Origin of the sequence: Paenibacillus sp. HW567 (genome assembly GCF_000374185.1) — a bacterium.
GTDB lineage: Bacteria > Bacillota > Bacilli > Paenibacillales > Paenibacillaceae > Paenibacillus_AQ.
Genome location: NZ_KB910518.1, coordinates 2,601,152 through 2,618,250, shown reverse-complemented (window position 1 = coordinate 2,618,250; position 17,099 = coordinate 2,601,152). Strand labels below are relative to the sequence as shown.

19 protein-coding genes are annotated in these 17,099 nt (G+C 48.0%); 15 read left to right on the top strand and 4 right to left on the bottom strand.

Annotated features, from left to right (window positions below; genetic code table 11):
* Nucleotides 1–128: 128 nt before the first annotated feature.
* The gene (locus B212_RS0111905) at nucleotides 129–524 is read right to left on the bottom strand and encodes a cupin domain-containing protein (RefSeq protein ID WP_019911004.1); all 396 of its coding nucleotides are present in this window, start codon (nucleotides 522–524) and stop codon (nucleotides 129–131) included.
* An 18-nt stretch (nucleotides 525–542) separates the two neighbouring features.
* The gene (locus B212_RS0111900) at nucleotides 543–863 is read right to left on the bottom strand and encodes a carboxymuconolactone decarboxylase family protein (RefSeq protein ID WP_019911002.1); all 321 of its coding nucleotides are present in this window, start codon (nucleotides 861–863) and stop codon (nucleotides 543–545) included.
* Between the two features lie 106 nt (nucleotides 864–969).
* Here B212_RS0111900 and B212_RS0111895 point away from each other — a divergent pair, with 106 nt between their 5' ends.
* The 6 genes from B212_RS0111895 to B212_RS0111870 all read left to right on the top strand — a co-directional run bounded on the left by B212_RS0111895 (nucleotide 970) and on the right by B212_RS0111870 (nucleotide 6,304).
* Nucleotides 970–1,356 carry a MerR family transcriptional regulator gene (locus B212_RS0111895; RefSeq protein ID WP_019911001.1) on the top strand — a complete coding sequence of 129 codons (387 nt, stop codon included), beginning with the start codon at nucleotides 970–972 and terminating at the stop codon, nucleotides 1,354–1,356.
* A gap of 42 nt (nucleotides 1,357–1,398) precedes the next feature.
* Nucleotides 1,399–2,259, top strand: a complete 861-nt coding sequence (locus B212_RS0111890; RefSeq protein ID WP_019911000.1) for a DUF3737 family protein — start codon at nucleotides 1,399–1,401, stop codon at nucleotides 2,257–2,259.
* Nucleotides 2,249–3,436 (top strand): MalY/PatB family protein, encoded by a 1,188-nt coding sequence (locus tag B212_RS0111885; RefSeq protein ID WP_028530771.1) that lies wholly within the window; start codon nucleotides 2,249–2,251, stop codon nucleotides 3,434–3,436. The genes B212_RS0111890 and B212_RS0111885 overlap by 11 nt, the downstream gene beginning before the upstream one ends.
* A gap of 134 nt (nucleotides 3,437–3,570) precedes the next feature.
* Nucleotides 3,571–4,473: a metallophosphoesterase family protein gene (locus tag B212_RS0111880; protein ID WP_019910997.1), complete on the top strand. Its 903-nt coding sequence runs from the start codon at nucleotides 3,571–3,573 to the stop codon at nucleotides 4,471–4,473.
* Between the two features lie 33 nt (nucleotides 4,474–4,506).
* Nucleotides 4,507–5,505 (top strand): histidinol phosphate phosphatase domain-containing protein, encoded by a 999-nt coding sequence (locus B212_RS0111875; protein ID WP_019910996.1) that lies wholly within the window; start codon nucleotides 4,507–4,509, stop codon nucleotides 5,503–5,505.
* A gap of 244 nt (nucleotides 5,506–5,749) precedes the next feature.
* Nucleotides 5,750–6,304: a GNAT family N-acetyltransferase gene (locus B212_RS0111870; RefSeq protein ID WP_019910995.1), complete on the top strand. Its 555-nt coding sequence runs from the start codon at nucleotides 5,750–5,752 to the stop codon at nucleotides 6,302–6,304.
* Here B212_RS0111870 and B212_RS0111865 read toward each other — a convergent pair.
* Complete coding sequence (locus B212_RS0111865) at nucleotides 6,288–7,106, bottom strand: helix-turn-helix domain-containing protein (RefSeq protein WP_019910994.1); 819 nt, start codon at nucleotides 7,104–7,106, stop codon at nucleotides 6,288–6,290. The two genes, B212_RS0111870 and B212_RS0111865, sit on opposite strands and share 17 nt — an antisense overlap.
* A 149-nt stretch (nucleotides 7,107–7,255) precedes the next feature.
* Between B212_RS0111865 and B212_RS0111860 the strand changes: the two genes are divergently transcribed.
* Both B212_RS0111860 and B212_RS0111855 read left to right on the top strand, forming a co-directional pair.
* Nucleotides 7,256–8,422, top strand: a complete 1,167-nt coding sequence (locus B212_RS0111860; protein ID WP_019910993.1) for a glycoside hydrolase family 5 protein — start codon at nucleotides 7,256–7,258, stop codon at nucleotides 8,420–8,422.
* Between the two features lie 15 nt (nucleotides 8,423–8,437).
* A complete protein-coding gene (locus tag B212_RS0111855) occupies nucleotides 8,438–10,081 on the top strand; it encodes a glycoside hydrolase family 43 protein (RefSeq protein ID WP_019910991.1) in 1,644 nt (547 codons plus the stop codon).
* Nucleotides 10,082–10,134: 53 nt separating this feature from the next.
* On the opposite strand, the gene B212_RS0111850 is transcribed toward B212_RS0111855, so the two are convergent.
* On the bottom strand, nucleotides 10,135–11,127 hold the full coding sequence (locus tag B212_RS0111850) for a glycoside hydrolase family 43 protein (protein WP_019910990.1): 993 nt from the start codon (nucleotides 11,125–11,127) through the stop codon (nucleotides 10,135–10,137).
* Between the two features lie 390 nt (nucleotides 11,128–11,517).
* On the opposite strand from B212_RS0111850, the gene B212_RS0111845 reads away from it, so the two are divergent.
* The 7 genes from B212_RS0111845 (at nucleotide 11,518) to bshB2 (ending at nucleotide 17,019) form a co-directional block, all read left to right on the top strand.
* Complete coding sequence (locus tag B212_RS0111845; protein ID WP_019910989.1) at nucleotides 11,518–12,591, top strand: hypothetical protein; 1,074 nt, start codon at nucleotides 11,518–11,520, stop codon at nucleotides 12,589–12,591.
* 181 nt (nucleotides 12,592–12,772) lie between these two features.
* On the top strand, nucleotides 12,773–13,543 hold the full coding sequence (locus tag B212_RS0111840) for an amino acid ABC transporter substrate-binding protein (RefSeq protein WP_019910988.1): 771 nt from the start codon (nucleotides 12,773–12,775) through the stop codon (nucleotides 13,541–13,543).
* Nucleotides 13,544–13,573: 30 nt separating this feature from the next.
* Nucleotides 13,574–14,233 (top strand): amino acid ABC transporter permease, encoded by a 660-nt coding sequence (locus B212_RS0111835; RefSeq protein ID WP_019910987.1) that lies wholly within the window; start codon nucleotides 13,574–13,576, stop codon nucleotides 14,231–14,233.
* 15 nt (nucleotides 14,234–14,248) lie between these two features.
* A complete protein-coding gene (locus B212_RS0111830; RefSeq protein WP_019910986.1) occupies nucleotides 14,249–14,992 on the top strand; it encodes an amino acid ABC transporter ATP-binding protein in 744 nt (247 codons plus the stop codon).
* A 134-nt stretch (nucleotides 14,993–15,126) separates the two neighbouring features.
* Nucleotides 15,127–15,903, top strand: a complete 777-nt coding sequence (locus B212_RS0111825; RefSeq protein WP_019910985.1) for a DNA/RNA nuclease SfsA — start codon at nucleotides 15,127–15,129, stop codon at nucleotides 15,901–15,903.
* Between the two features lie 76 nt (nucleotides 15,904–15,979).
* Nucleotides 15,980–16,324: a YojF family protein gene (locus B212_RS0111820; RefSeq protein WP_019910984.1), complete on the top strand. Its 345-nt coding sequence runs from the start codon at nucleotides 15,980–15,982 to the stop codon at nucleotides 16,322–16,324.
* Nucleotides 16,325–16,344: 20 nt separating this feature from the next.
* Complete coding sequence (bshB2, locus tag B212_RS0111815; protein ID WP_028530770.1) at nucleotides 16,345–17,019, top strand: bacillithiol biosynthesis deacetylase BshB2; 675 nt, start codon at nucleotides 16,345–16,347, stop codon at nucleotides 17,017–17,019.
* Nucleotides 17,020–17,099: the final 80 nt, after the last annotated feature.

Here is a 17,099-nt window from a genome sequence, read left to right as displayed (position 1 = left end):
TCTATAATTATTAACGCCGGGGCAGTCCGAGTGCCACGGTGATTACGGGTTCCAGTGCGGCTCTCATTATGGGCGTTCACGTGACTATAAAAAATAACGCATCGAATCCGTGGACCCGATGCGTTTTTTTAGAGCTTATCGTACCATTCGCTGTCAACAGGCTCCAGCCATACTGTTTCACCCGGCGTGATGGCCAAGTGTACAAACCAGCTCTCTCTGGTAGCGCCATGCCAGTGCTTCACATTTGGCGGGATATTCACCACATCCCCCGTTTTTAGCAGCTCCGCCGGCTTTCCTTCTTCCTGATACCAGCCCTCGCCGCCTGTCACCAATAAGACTTGGCCGACTTTGTGAGAGTGCCAATTATTGCGAGCGCCCGGAGCAAAGGTCACATTTCCAATAGGTGCATTGAGCGGGGCAGCATCGGTAAACACCATTTGCAGGTAAGCATCACCGATAAAATTTGCGGGAACCTTTTGTCCTAGCGGGAAGATCGTACTGTTGCTCAACTGTTCATTAGCCATATTGTATTCCTTCTTTCTTTAGCCTTTGAAGATTTCTTTGGCAATGTTAAATGCAGACCAGGCTTTGGGCCAGCCCGTATAGAACGAAAGATGCGTAATAATCTCCGCGATTTCGTCTTTTGTCACTCCGTTTTCCTTCGCTTTATGAAGATGTGGAGTCAATTGTTCAAAGTTACCTCCGGCAATCAATGCGGAAACGGTGATCATGCTGCGGTCGCGGGGAGATAATTCCTTCTCCCTGGACCATACTTCACCAAATAAAATATCGTCGTTTAGCTCAGCAAATTTAGGCGCAAATTCGCCCAGCAGGTCCCGTCCGGCTGTCTGTTTTTTTGTCATATCCGTCATTCCTTTCATTTTTTCATGGGTTCAGGTAGAAGTATAGACCTTAAAGTGGACTTCAATGCAAGATTGAAATTTATTGTAAGAAACGAGGAGAGAACAAATGAATATTGCTCAAGTAGCCCATCAGTTCAGTCTGGCGGCTTCAACTCTGAGATATTACGAACGGATAGGCTTAATTCCTCCGGTTAACCGAAATGTAAGCGGCGTGCGCGACTATCATCAGGAAGATATCAAATGGATTGAATTCATAAAATGCATGCGGGATGCCGGCTTATCCATAGAGGCACTGATTGAATATACCTCTTTATTCATCGAAGGGGAGCATACCATCGAAGCACGCAAATTAATCCTGGTCCACGAAAGAGAGAAGCTGATCGGGAAACGGAGCGAAATCGACAGGTTAGTCAAGAAATTAGATGGAAAAATTAATAACTACGAAGATAAACTGCTTGAATGGGAAGCTGAGCTCAATTTGACTTGGAGTTAACTTCAAGGTGTAAGCTGGCTTTAAGAGATGGGAGGAATAACCTTGAGAACACTGGATCAACAACTGCTAACCGGAGAGCGGGCGCTTTTTAAAAGCAGAGAGCTTGTAATCACGAATTCTGTTTTTGCGGATGGTGAATCGCCCCTGAAAGAAAGTCGCGATATCTCGATTCATCATAGTATTTTTAAATGGAAGTATCCGCTGTGGTATAGCGAACACATTCATGTGGAAAACAGCACATTTCTGGAAATGGCACGCTCGGGAATTTGGTATACGCGCGATATTTCCATCCATGACAGTATTATAGATGCGCCTAAGGCATTGCGGCGTTCAAGCGGTATCCGCCTGGTAAATGTCAATCTGCCCAATGCGCAGGAGACCTTATGGAATTGTGAAGGTGTGTGCTTGGAGCATGTGACCGCACATGGAGATTATTTTGGAATGAACAGCCAGAATATTGAAATTGATGATTTGACCCTGGTAGGAAATTATGCGTTTGATGGTGCGAAGAATATAGAAATCCGTAATGCGAAGCTGATATCAAAAGACGCCTTTTGGAATTGTGAGAATGTTACAGTGTACGATTCGCTTATCATTGGCGAGTATCTCGGCTGGAACTCCAAGAATATCACCTTTATCAACTGTACCATTGAAAGCAATCAAGGCATGTGTTATATGGATCATTTGGTCATTAAGCAGGGAAAGCTCATCCATACGGATTTGGCCTTTGAATATTCGACGATTGATGTGGATACGGCAACAAAGATTGACAGTGTGAAGAACCCGATGGCCGGAAGGATTAAGGCGAAGGACATCGGCGAACTGATCCTGGATGATGAAGATATCCCTGCCGCAAATACCCGGTATGAGCTGGAGCAGGCAGGTGAACCTTGTGAATTATAATTTTGATAAAATGACGAACCGCTTCGGCACAAACTCGTATAAATGGGACGTTGGCTCCAAGGAGCTGCCCATGTGGGTAGCGGATATGGACTTTGAGACATCCCCTGAAGTGATCGAGGCCTTTCAACGAAGGTTAGACCACCGTATCTTTGGCTATACCTCCGTGCCGGATGCCTATTATGAGGCGGTTGCCCAGTGGTGGGACAGGAGACATCATTTTCATGTTCATCACGAATGGATAATGTTCTGCACAGGTGTGGTGCCGGCGATTTCCTCCATCGTGCGCAAAATGACCACGGCCGGTGACAATGTGCTGGTGCTGGCCCCTGTATATAATATCTTTTACAACTCTATTGTAAATAATCAGAGAAACGTTCTCGTAAGTGAGTTGGTATATTCGGAGCATACGTATTCAATTAATTTTGACGACCTGGAAGAAAAGCTGGCTGCCCCCGAAACCACGCTGATGATTTTCTGCAATCCGCATAATCCAATCGGCAAGGTCTGGGACAACGATGACCTGCAAAAGGCGGGAAACCTGTGCATCAAACACAATGTCCTTATCCTGTCCGATGAAATTCATTGTGATCTAACCCATCTCGGATATCGGTATACTCCTTTTGCATCGGTCTCAGAAGAAATTGCCCAGCATTGCATCACCTGTGTAGCGCCAACGAAGGCATTTAATCTTGCGGGAATACAATCTTCGAGTATTATCGTGCCGAATCCGGGACTACGGGCGCTCGTAAATCGGGGGATTAATACAGATGAGGCTGCTGAACCTAATGCTTTTGCGATTGAAGCGGCCATTTCAGCATTTACAGAAGGCGAACCTTGGCTTAATGCATTATTAAGCTATCTAATGGAGAACAGGCAGCTTCTTGAACATTTGATAGCAAGTCAGCTCCCGGAGCTTGAAGTCATTCATTCGGAAGCCACCTATTTGGCCTGGATAGATTGCAGGGCTGTAACCCGGGATACAAAAGCCTTATGCGAATATCTAAGAAAAGAAACGGGGCTGTATGTTTCGGAAGGGTCCATGTTTGGCGGAAACGGCAGCACGTTCCTTCGAATGAACTACGCCTGTCCGAAAGCTCGTCTTGAAGATGGATTACGGCGCTTTGCAGAAGGAGTCAAGGCATTTCAAAGCCTCCAGATCCCGGCGAATCGTTCTTAGGCAAGAAAGTTTCTCTTGCATTCTTTTGTCTATTAATGCTATTTTTAAATAAAAGAACACAAGAAACAACTTAAAAACACATAAAACAACACGAAAAGCTCGAAGACGAGAATTTGAATCCCAGGAGGTTCAAAATGAACAAGCGGCGCCTTTCCTTCCACGCGGATGGAACCTTTAAGATTGTGCAATTTACCGATATTCATCTTCAAGACGGGATCAACCCGGAGCACGATGCCCGGACACTGGCCCTTATGAAACGCATTATGGAAACCGAGCAGCCGGATCTGGCAGTGTTCAGCGGCGACCTGATTTACAGCCATGATACGGTCGACCCCAAGGCTACCTTTCGCCGGGTCATTGAGATTGCGGCACGGGCGGCAACGCCCTTTGCCGTGATCTATGGCAACCACGATTCGGAGAAGGGAGTGACCCGGCCGGAGCTGCAGGAGATTTTGACAGAATATGAGTTCTGTATGGCTGAAGCCGGGCCGGAAGAGATCCACGGTACAGGCAATTACGTGCTGTCGCTCTTCAGCCATTCGGGAGACCGGGAAGCAGCAGCGCTGTATTTCGTGGATTCGGGTGAATATGCGCCTGAAGCAATCGGTGGATATGCCTGGATTCATCCCGATCAGGTCGCCTGGTATACCCGGGAATCAGCCAAGATTAGGGAGAGAAACGGCAGGGTGCTGCCTGCACTGGCTTTTATGCACATTCCCATTCCCGAGTATCATGAAGTGTGGCAATCGGGCAGCGTAGCGGGGAGAAAAGGCGAAATGGTCTGCTGCTCCAAAGTGAACAGCGGCTGGTTCGCGGCGATGCTGGAAGCGGGGGATGTGATGGCAGCCTTCGCCGGGCACGATCATGACAATGATTACATAGGTGATCTGCACGGAATTAAGCTGGCCTACGGCCGGGTTACCGGGCATAACACATACGGGGCGCTCCAGCGGGGCGCGCGCGTCATTCAGCTATTGGAAGGGGAGCGGCGCTTCGAGACATGGATCAGGCTGGAGGATGGCAGCGTCATTGACTAGCATTGATAGGAACACATCAGGAGGGCTTATGAAATGAAAGTAGATTTTCATCTTCATCTGGAAGAAGGGCCGTATTCGCCGAGATGGCTGCAGCGTACGCTGGAGAGCCTGACAGCTATGACTGATAGCGGCGAGAAAATGCACACACTGGCTTGGATGCAGGAAAGCTTCCGTCTGCTCGAACGGCGCATTTCAGGCGGGGCTTATACCGATGAGTGGCTGGACTTGTATCTGAAGCAAGCCAAGAAGCTCGGTATGCACACTGTCGGCATCGTCGATCATCTATACCGGTTCACGGAATACAAAGCCTATTACGAGAAGCACATGCTTCTGGATGATAGCCCGATAGGCCGCTTGCAGCGGGAATGGCTGGAGCAGGTGTGCATGGCAGAGGTGGACGGTTTTGTAGCTTGCATTCAGAGCCAGAAGGAGAAATGGCAGCGGGAAGGAATTGAGCTGCGGCTCGGCATTGAAGCCGATTATTTCCCGGGCTGCGAGCAGGAGCTAAGCGGGATCTTAGCGGAACAGCCGTACGACTATGTCATCGGCTCGGTGCATTTTGTAGATGGCTGGGGCTTTGACAATCCGGCAACGCAGAAGCATTTTGAACAATTCGATCTGGAAGCTCTCTACACCCGGTTCTTCGAGCTTGTCGGTGGGGCGATTTCGTCGCGCTTGTTCGATATTGTTGCCCACCTTGATAACCTCAAGGCCTTCAGCTACCGCCCGGACGAGCAGCGGCTGCTGCCGATGTATGAGCGGATTGCAGACCTGCTAATTGCGCATGACACGGCCACCGAGATCAACGCCGGAATGGTGTACCGCTATCCGATCAAGGAAATGTGCCCAAGTCCAGCTTTTCTCGGGGTATTGGCAGCCAAAGGCGTGCTTCTCACGACCTCAACCGATGCCCACTTTCCTGACGACCTCGGCGGCTATACGGAACAGCAGCTACAGATGCTGAAGCAGGCGGGGCTGCGGGAGATTGTCACCTTCCAGAACCGACGGCGGAGCCGGCACGAACTCATGTAACGACTAAATATGTAAGTTGAACTAAAGAAAATATATAAAGGGCCGAAGTGACGGAGGGGAAGTTTGGATACTTACGGAGCGATAGCGTCCGCCTTTGTCTGCGGATTTCAACCGCGAAGAGCGGTAACAATCAAGAAATCTGCAGACAACAGCGGCCGGAAGTCCAAACATTCCCCGCAGTTACGACCAGACCAAGATATGATAATCTATAGTTCAATTTATATTCTTAGGCGGAGGTAAATCAATGTACGATCAAGAGAAACGAACACTTACTACCGAAAGATTGATTTTAAGACCATTCGAATTGTCCGATGCACAACGTGTCACCGGGCTCTGCAATAACTACAATATTTACAAAAGCACATTGACTCTGCCTTATCCATACCCCATTGATTGTGCAGTATCCTGGATTCAGACACATGAAGAACATTTCAACAATAATAAGTCCTATGAGTTCGCCATTACTGACAAAAGTACTAACGAGCTTTATGGAGCCATAGGACTCACCAATAACCTAACACACAGAAATGGCGAGCTTGGATATTGGATAGGGGAGGAGAACTGGGGTAACGGATATGCAACTGAAGCAACAAAAGCGGTCACTCAGTTTGCTTTTTCAGAAAAGCACTACCACAAAGTATATGCAAGATATTTCGCTTCAAATCCAGGCTCTGGACGGGTTATGCAGAAATCGGGCATGGTGCAAGAAGGCGTATTATTACAGCAGCATGTCTTTAAAGAAAATAAATTCGAGGACCTTATTCATTACGGAATTATAAACCCTAGACAGACCTCTTGACACCATATACTTCACGATACTGTCGCGGTGTGAGCCGAGTTACCTCTTTGAAATTTTGTCCAAAGTGGCTTTGGGAACAGAAGCCCAGGCTGGTTGCGATTTCACTGTATGAATACTCTGAGTAAATCAGCAGATTTTTAGCCAGGCTTACTTTTTCCTGCATAATAAAATCCCTGATGGTGATCCCCTCGCTTTGACTGAACAGCTCTGCCAAGTAATTTGCATTCATCTTTAGTTCTTCGGCAATATTTTTAATGCTGATTTTCTCATGAAGATGTTTGAAAATATAGTCCTTACACTGCTTAACCCGGGGATTGCTGCTCTTCATTGCGGGTTTGCCGGATCGCTGTTGTTTGATGTGATGAACCATCCGGGTATACTCGAACTCTGCTCTGCGGCATAGCCGCTGTATCGTTTGCGGGTCAGATAACTCTTCAATTGTGTAGATATAGCTGTCACTAAGTGAATAAGCGATCTCAGGAGTAACCCCGCCTTCAATAGCGGCACGGCTTGCCAGTGTGATTACCACAATACATATATTTTTTATGGATCGAAGATTGTCTTTGGCGAGCACACCATAATGACCGCTGATATTCTCGCTTATGCTTTTTTCGAGCTGCTTAACATCCCCGCTGCGAATACTGCTGATTTCCCGGACCTCCTGATCGTATGGATTGTGCATTTTTCCTACTTCCTGATTTTGAAACAATATATGTGAAAAGTGCTTATTCACAGCTTGCTCTGCCTGGGTAGCGATTTTGTTGTCCGGCAATATGTCCTCACTCATAGGATAGGCACTCATATAACTTCCCCCTTCGCTCAACAGTAGTCTACCAAAAATAAAAACTGAGTTCCATGATATATTTATGTAATTTGTGATATATGATAGACTGCCGGCCAACTACACTTTATTTATAACCTACCATTTGCAGTCCAGAAGGGGGCACTTGTATGTATATTAATGGTGTAAATCTTGGAAATTGGCTGGTGCTAGAGAAGTGGATGAGTCCGGGGCTTTTCGAAGGGACTACGGCTGAGGATGAGTACTATCTGCCAACCCAGCTTTCCCGCGAGGTCTATGAGGCGCGTATTCAATTGCACCGCCGCGAATATATCACAGAGCGGGATTTTGCAACGATTCGTTCTTTTGGAATGAACGCGGTGCGCATCCCTGTTCCGTACTTTATTATGGGAGATTGTCCGCCATTCATCGGTTGTGTAGAAGAGCTGGATAAAGCCTTCTCATGGGCAGAGAAATACAATATAAAAATACTGATTGATCTTCACACTGTGCCGGGAAGCCAGAATGGGTTCGATAATGGAGGCATTTCCGGGGTATGCAGATGGGCACAGCAGCCTGAGAGTGTAGAATTTGCGCTGAACCTGCTTGAAAAGCTGTCCGCGCGATACGGCACACACTCCAGTCTCTGGGGCATAGGGGTTCTGAATGAGCCGATTACCGAGCGTACCTGGAATGCAATGGATATTCAGGGCCGGTATACACCGGTAGATCCGGAGCTGGCGGCAGGCAGTGCGCCGATTACCTTGGAATTTCTGCGCTCATTCTATGTAGACGCTTACCGCAGAATGCGCCGTTATCTTCCCGAGGACAAGGTGATTGTCATTCATGATGGTTTCGAGCTGAAGGCATGGAAGGACTTCATGAGAGAAGCAGAATTTATAAATGTCGTGCTGGACACGCATCAATATTTGATGATGGCTGAAGTGTACGGCTGCGAGCAATCTCCCGAAGGGTATACAAAATTTGTCGAAGAGTATTTCAGCAAGGATATTGAGGAAATGCAGGAGTATTTCCCAATCATCTGCGGGGAGTGGAGCCTGTTCAATTCCTATGGCTGCGGGATCGACACCGCAGGGGGATTGTCACCGGTTAACGGCGTTGGAGCCAGTGAAGACAAATTGAATGCCGACAGCCGAAGAGAGCTGTACAGCCAGGTTGCGACAGTACAACTGGAAGCGTGGAAGAAAATCAGCGGCCATTTTTATTGGAACTATAAATTGTTGTTGGACACGGTTAATGAGCCAGGCTGGATCGGATGGGATAGCTGGGATTTAGGTAAATCTGTAAGCCTTGGCTGGTATCCCGTAGAGCGTTAGGAAGGAGTCCAATAAATGATCAGAAACCCTATACTTCCCGGATTTAATCCCGATCCTTGCATTTGCCGAAAAGGCGACGATTATTACCTTGCGGTATCTACATTTGAGTGGTTCCCCGGGATTCCGGTTTATCATTCCAAGGATCTGAAGAATTGGGAGCTGTACACACATGTGCTGACAGATGATACTGCCGTGGATCTGAAGAAGCTGCCTTCCGCCAAAGGCATCTGGGCGCCTTCGCTGACCTACAGTGAAAAGGAAGAGCTGTTCTACGTTGTATACGGTGTCAAGAATTCCATGAATGCGAGATACTTTGATGTCGATAATTTTCTGATTACTTCAAAAGACATCACAGGCCCGTGGAGTGAGCCGGTATATCTGCATTCGTCCGGGTTTGACGCCTCAATCCTGCATGACGGGGATGGGAAGAAGTGGATTGTATCCTTGGAATGGGAGACCCGGGAGGGCTACGAAAAGCCGGGTGCGATCTGTCTCGCAGAGTATTCCCCGGAGCGTAAAGAAATCGTAGGTTATCCAACAAGAATATGGACAGGCGGCACCGACAGAGGCTGTATTGAAGCACCGCATCTCACAAAACGCGGGGAGTATTACTATCTTATGTGCGCTGAAGGCGGTACCGGGTATGGTCACAGTGTAACTATGGGAAGAGCCGAAAACGTGTGGGGGCCCTACTTAAAAGATCCAATGAATCCAATCGTGACCTCCATACCGGGCGACTTCTATGAAAGACATGACCCGGATCATCTAAAGCCTAAATATTTCAACCCGGATGCTGTGCTGCAAAAAGCAGGTCACGGGAGCTATGTGGAAACTCAGCTTGGTGAAGTGTATTTAGTGCACCTGTGTGCACGGCCGTTCGTACCGGAGCTTCGGTGTACGCTGGGACGCGAGACAGCCATTCAGAAAATGGCATGGACCGCTGACGGGTGGCTCAGGATGGAGGATGGTACTAATCTCGCCAAGGAATACGTGCCTGAGAGCCAGTTGCCGGAATATCCGGTGAAGGAGCTGCCTTCATTGGATCATTTTGATTCAGAGGAATTGGGGATACAATATTATGCGCCAAGAATCATGCCGGGCAGCTTCGCAGATGTTCAGGCGCGTCCAGGCTATGTGAGAATCCGCGGTCAGGAATCAAGAACTTCTCTTAATAAGGTAAGCATATTGGCCCGCAAACTGACATCCGTATATGCAATGGTGACAACCCAAATGGAGTTCACGCCTGAAGTGCCTCAGCATAGCGCCGGACTGATTTTGTATTATGACAACATGAACTATATCAATTTGAGAAAATACTACAGCGAAACGCTAGGACAAAGCGCCTTGTCCATTATTCATTTGGAGAATGGGGAGAAGGCCGAGTTATTGAGCACCCGTGTACCCGTAGATGACGTTCCGGTTTATTTGCGTCTGAATATCAGAGACCGCAGGCTTTGGTTCGAATGGAGTTATGACGGCACAGTGTATGCACGAATAGGAGATAACTTCGATACCACTAAATTCTCTGATGAATACAGCAGGTATGGCGAGTTTACAGGCAGCTTTGTTGGCCTGACCTGTGCCGACCGTGTGAAGCACCGGCACTACGCCGATTTTGATTTTTTCGAATATGTTGTGGACAGCATACCTCAAAGTTAACACAGAAACGGCTGTGCCCGCCTCGAAAGGCGGCACAGCCGCTTGTTCTGTATCTACACTATGGCATCCTTGTATGGATGGATCGTTTGAATGGTGCCGTCATCGCCATATTTCAGCTCCGTAAATTTCACGCAGCGCTTATTGTCGGCCCCCCCGGATAAGGAGCTGTCATGGTAGAACAGATACCATTTTTCCTTAAATTGAACAATGGAATGGTGCGTTGTCCAGCCTACCACCGGTGTGAGAATCTTGCCTTGATATACATAAGGTCCAAGCGGATTTTTGCTGATAGCATAGACGATAGTGTGGGTAGTGCCAGTGGAATAAGAAAGATAATAATAACCATTATATTTATGTACCCATGGACCTTCGAAATATCTTCGCTCTTCATCGCCGGCAAGGATCGGATCGCCGTTCCCATCGACAATGGATAATTCTTTGGGTTCGCTCTTGAAGCTCAGCATGTCCTCGCTCAATTCCGCTGCGATTGGCCCAAGTGCAGGTGCTGCTGCATCCGGCCCCTCGGCATCCCCGATAAACGTGCCGGTCTGCCATTTTTCAAGCTGACCTCCCCACAGACCGCCAAAGTAAATATAAGCTTTGCCATCGTCATCGACGAGTACGGCGGGATCAATGCTGAAGCTGCCGGGAATATAGTCCGGTTCGGGCTTAAACGGCCCGGAAGGGGAGGCGCTTGTCGCTACGCCAATCCGGAAGATATCGTCATGGTCCCTCGCCGGAAAATACAAATAGTAGGTATTATTCTTGTAAGCGGCATCGGGAGCCCACATTTGCTGCTTGGCCCATGGAACATCCTTCAGATGAAGCGCTTCGCCGTGATCTACGCAAACGGAGCCTTCTTCCTCCAGGGACAGAACATGATAATCCTCCATATTGTATTGATCGCCGTTGTCATTAGAGATCATCTCTTGATCGAGGTCATGGGAGGGATAAATATAAATTTTGCCTTCAAATACATGTGCGGAAGGGTCCGCGGAATACATATGTGTTACAATTGGCTCATTTTGCTGCACGGGCTTGGTCACGTTAGTTCCTCCTAATATTTTTGTCAGCAATGCTTCACCACTTCGGAAGCATTCGCTTATTTAACCGCTTACAATTGATGTTAGCAGGAAAAACCGGACCTGTGAATATAGCATATTATAGTTTATACCCAATAAACTTTATATTTAATAACCGTGGGGGCTGGAGAATCTTCAGGTGAAGCACTGAGACCCTCCAGCGCGACAGCATACTTGAGTCAGGGAAACAACAGGCTAAGAATGGATTGGGACTCCATTAAAATTAATGTCAGCTTATAGGGAATAATCAACTATTTTGAAGGAAATTATTGGTCTCCCGTCGAAATCATATTGAGCTGTTCCGGCATTCAGCCGGACAGCATACATACATTGGGGGAAGGAATTAGAACATCTATGAAAAAAATTGTAATGCTGCTCACCACCCTGCTGCTCTTGATCGGTCTGGGTTATCCTGCCGGTACCGGACGGGCTTCCGCAGCCGCTGCACCGTCATATGAGGAAATCTCAACGTTTGTAGACGGCAAGCTCATCATCTCGGCGTCCAAGTCAGTGCTCGTCAACGGTTCTTCTTATGTGCCGGTGAAGCTTTTGAATCAAATCCCGGATATTTCTGTTGCCTCTGCCGGCTCTGTTGTAACCATTAGCGGCAGCAAAGGAAGCGCCAAGCTAAGCAAGGACAATTCAGTCCTGTACAACAATTCCAATTATGTCGCCTTCAAAACGCTGCTTAAGCTGGGAGCCATTGACGGTAAATACGCCTCCAGCGCGGCATCTTTGTTTATCTGGAGCACAGAGGAGGGCAAAACAAAGAGCAATAGCATGCTGTACGCAATCAGTAAGCTTCCCGGAACCATGGGCCTTGCTGTCGGCAAAAAGGTCTACTTGTACGGGCACCCGGGAAGCCATTGGGTGACGGATGTCCAGTATGATAATGTCAGCCTGACCTTCACCATGCAGAATGAAGCAGGAACCATTTGGACACTGGATTTGGACACGTATGAGAACTATACCCTGTACACCGGAGAACTGCTCCAAGCACTGAGGAATTTCTTTAACGGGCAGACGGTATGGGTGATAAATTCGGAAATTGCCAACAGCCCTTTTAAGAACATGGAGAAGGCTTCGATCAAAGACCTTCGTTCCAATCCTAATAATGGAAATCTGGAGATCATCATCCGCCGGGCAAATGGGCAGGATATCAATATGAAGATAGAGCCGGGCGGTAACCGGTATGAATCCATTACCAAACTTTTTTATTTTAAAAATCCGCGCAGCGTCACTACCATCAGCGATAAAGCATGGGCGGCTATCCGTGAAGAACGGGTCATCGTCGGCATGAACCCGGCGGAGGTTTTCCTTGCCTGGGGTGATCCTGACAGCATTAATGAAGATTTGGGATATCTCGTCTACGGCAACGTGTACTTATACTTCATCAATAACAAGGTCAAATACATTTATAAGATGTAGCAATTTAAAGGAACATATGCGTAAACAAAGTGGCTCTCTTCCGCAGAGAGTCACTTTTTGCATTTCTATCATTATGCAGCTATCGACGCAGCTCACATGATATGTTATTATGATAACCTGATAACGTGTTAACGAACTAAAGCGCGCGATACTGTGTGTACTTACTAGGGGGATTAGAGAGATGAAACGACAGGGGTTATTGGTATTATTAATAGTTATGGCAATTGCAGTAATAGCGGGCTGCTCCGGTTCAAGCGGCAAGGACGGCAAGCTGGTAATTGGTATAGATGACAAGTTTGCCCCGATGGGCTTCAGAGATGACAACAATGAAATTGTCGGCTTTGATATAGACTATGCAAAAGCAGCGGCTGAGAAAATGGGCAAGGAGGTTACCTTCCAGCCGATTGACTGGTCGTCCAAGGAATCGGAGCTGAACAGCGGACGCATTGATATGATTTGGAACGGATACACCATTACGGACGAGCGTAAGGAGAAGGTGCTGTTTACCAAGCCTTATCTGGAGAACAGCCAGGTTGTTGTTGTGCTGGCGGATTCGCCGCTAACGAAGCTGGATGATCTGGCGGGAAAAGAAGTCGGACTGCAAAGTCTTTCATCGGCTGCCGACGCCCTGAATTCCAGCCCGGTCAAGGCAAAGATTGCCACTGTATCCGAATTCCCGGACAATGTGCTTGCCCTGACGGATCTGAAGTCCAAACGGCTGGATGGAGTGGTCATTGACGAAGTGGTGGCTAAATACTACATGTCCAAGGAACCGGGTACTTACAAGCTGCTGAATGAATCGCTTGCACCTGAGCAATACGGCATCGGGATTAAGAAGGGCAATGAAGCGCTGCTGACTGAGCTGCAGAAGGCTCTGGACGAACTGAGCAGTGACGGAAAGGCTGCCGAAATTTCCAAGAAGTGGTTCGGAGAGAACAAAGTACTAAACTAAGATGGTTACCCATAGGAGTCGGTTGTAGAAATGAATATGGATTATATTATTAAGATTGCCGGACCAATGCTGGAGGGTGCGCGGACGACCGTTCTGCTGTTCCTGATTGTCATCGTGATATCCATTCCGCTTGGGATGCTGGTGACGCTGATGGCCAAGAGCACCATCAAACCACTGGCCTGGATCGCACACACTTATATTTACGTTATGCGCGGAACTCCGCTTCTGCTGCAATTGCTGTTCTTCTGCTTCGGCCTGCCCCAGATTCCGGTGATCGGCCAGTATCTGGTCATGGACCGCTTCGTCGCAGCCAGTCTTGGTTTTATCCTTAATTATGGCGCTTATTTTGCCGAGATTTTCCGCGGCGGGCTGCTCTCGATTGATAAAGGACAACATGAAGCGGCCAAGGTTCTCGGACTCAGCAAATGGCAGACCCTGCGCAAGGTAATTCTCGCCCAGATGTTCCGGATCGCCTTGCCTGCGGTTGCCAATGAGTCGATAACCCTGGTCAAGGACACCGCTTTGCTCTATGCCGTAGCCGTACCGGAGCTGCTGAATTACGCGAAGACGGCGGTGAACCGTGATTTTACGGTGACCCCATTTGTAGTAGCCGGCGTTATTTATTTGCTGATGACACTAATCCTGACGCTGTTCTTCAAGGCACTGGAGAAACGTTTCAAATTTGAGTAGAAGGGCTGTCCAACTATGAGTAGTATGATTGAAGTCAAACAATTGCAGAAAGCCTTCGGCAGTCTTGATGTGTTGAAAAGGATAACCTTTGATGTCAATCCGGGAGAAGTCGTGGCGGTAATCGGGCCTTCCGGCTCCGGAAAAAGCACGATGCTCCGCAGTCTTGTGCATCTGGAGGAGGTTACCGGCGGAAGCATCTTAATCCACGGCAAGCCGCTGGTAGAGAACGGCAAATACGCCAGTGGCGCAGACATCAGGGAGATTACCGCGACCATGGGCATGGTGTTTCAGCACTTCAATCTGTTCCCCCACTTGAGCGTACGGGGAAATCTGGAGCTTGCCCCGAGAACGCTTAAGCGGGAGAGTATTCAGGATATTACCGCCAAAAGCAAGGAATTGCTCGCCAAGGTGGGCCTAGCCGATAAGGCCGACGTGTACCCCTCCATGCTGTCGGGCGGGCAGAAGCAGCGGGTTGCTATTGCCAGAGCGCTGATGCAGAACCCGGACATTCTGCTGTTTGACGAACCGACGTCCGCGCTTGATCCCGAACTGACCGGCGAGGTGCTGCGGGTTATCCGCCAGCTTGCGGAGGAGAATATGACGATGATGATCGTCACGCATGAGATGAACTTTGCCCGCGATGTAGCGGACCGTGTATTCTTCATGGACAACGGGGAGATTGCCGAAACGGGAACACCGGAGCAGATCTTTGGCAGCCCGCAGCTTGAGCGGACCCGGACGTTTTTACAACAGGATTAGAAGAATACAAAACGCTACTGACACACTGATGTCAGTAGCGTTTTTGTAATATTTCAAAAGAGAAGAGCGGGTACTTAGCGTTACTTCTCAAGTTTTTTCATTTTCTAATTATCTGTGTGAAGGTGGACTGCTTTATGAATGATACGGATATTTATTTTCCTTCTCCGCTCATAGAGGGAATGATTGTGAAGCGGAATAGCCAGTTTACAATGGATGTACAGGTTGAAGATGAGCGGGTTAGATGCCATTGCCCGACCACAGGAAGAATCGGTGAATTGGATTTAACTGGAATCCCCTGTCTTCTGTCTAGTAGCGAAAGTGCAAATAGAAAGACACCATTTACAGTGGAGGCAGTATCTCTGGACCCGCCACAACAAGAACACAAAACATGGATAGGCATTAATCAAAATGCTGCTAACCGGTATGTCGAGCATTTTTTAATGAACCGTCAATTTCCGGAAATGGTTTCCGATTATGATGATGTACAGCGCGAACGGTGGTTAGGACAATCCAAATTAGATTTCTTGGTAGGGGATACCTACTTAGAGGTCAAGACACCTTTGCAGAATTTAATGGTAGATTATCCACCGCATATCAAAAGGAAAAAAGTAACTCCTTTTAAATCTACAGACCGCTTTCTTAAGCATATTAATGAGCTTGCCAACAGTCTAGAAAACCATCAGCGCGCTATTTTATTGTCATGCTTTATCTATCCCTGCTCCAGCTACACCGTTCCCGGGAATTCCCCTAACTCTGACTATATCAAGACACAGGTGCAGCAATGTATAAACAAAGGGATTGAAGTTTGGCAGGTGAATTTTACGATTACTAAATACGGAGTAGCCCTTGAGCGATATTATAATACTACTAACAACTTTTTGGATGGCGGGTCGGCTTTGCGGGGTACTTAGACACTATAAGACTATTCTACTGAACTTGTGTTAAAATAACACCATACTTCACGTTATCACACACAAGGAGGTTGCCATGCAACTGATTCATCCAACAGAGATACAGAGTCAGATCGACCGTCTTGCCGGTCAGGATCTCTACGTACACCTTGAAGTCACAACAGGCGCCTACACCAGTCACCTTGACAGTACCCGGCACCCGGCGTCAGCGTTTATTTCCAATGCGGTTGTGCGATATACACAGGGCTCCATCTCCGGCACAGGTCCATACCGGGTAGGCTTAAAGACAACACAGGGCTGGATTTATGCGGAGGGCCTTACACACGTTGATGAGTTAGATAACGAACGGCTCATCATGGCTGGGCACGACGGTCAAGGAAAGTTAATGGTTGCGCTGCAACTAAGCCGGGAAAAGTTCTGATGAAAAGCAGAGGAGAAGTCATGAATATTACACGAGCTGAACATCAGCGCATTTTAGTTGTGTTCCCCCATCCCGACGACGAATCATTCGTTGCAGCAGGGACATTAGCAAAGTACATAGAAGGCGGTGCTGAGGTTACCTATGCTTGTCTGACCTTAGGGGAGATGGGGCGAAACATGGGGATTCCGCCGTTCGCGAGCCGTGTCACCTTACCGGGTATCCGTAAGGAAGAACTTACAGCATCTAGCAATGCAATTGGCATTCAAGACTTAAGGATGCTTGGCTTCCACGATAAAATGATCGAGTTCGAAGACCAGCAATTGCTGGACAATACCGTCAAAGCGCTGCTCAAGGAACTCAACCCGTCGCTAGTTATCACATTCTATCCAGGGTACAGTGTGCATCCTGATCACGATGCTACAGGAGCCGCTGTCATCCGGACGATCAGCCAACTCCCTGTAGGAGAGCGGCCGCTTGTACACTGCAACGCGTTCTCCAGCAATCACGAGCAGATGATCGGGAAAGCAGATGTAACCGTAGACGTAACCGCATTCCTGGCGAAGAAAATGGCCTCAATTCAGGCACACCGTACGCAATTCCAGGCAGCGGAGCTCGTTGGGAACCGGGAACTGACAGATGAGGAGATCCGGTACCGGTTCGGGACAGAACAATTCTGGACGTACCGGTTCGATTAAATCAAAGAGAGCGTCCTTAACCGGGCGTTCTCTTTGTAATTAGTCAGCAAAACATTTTCATATGATAGAAATTTATAAAA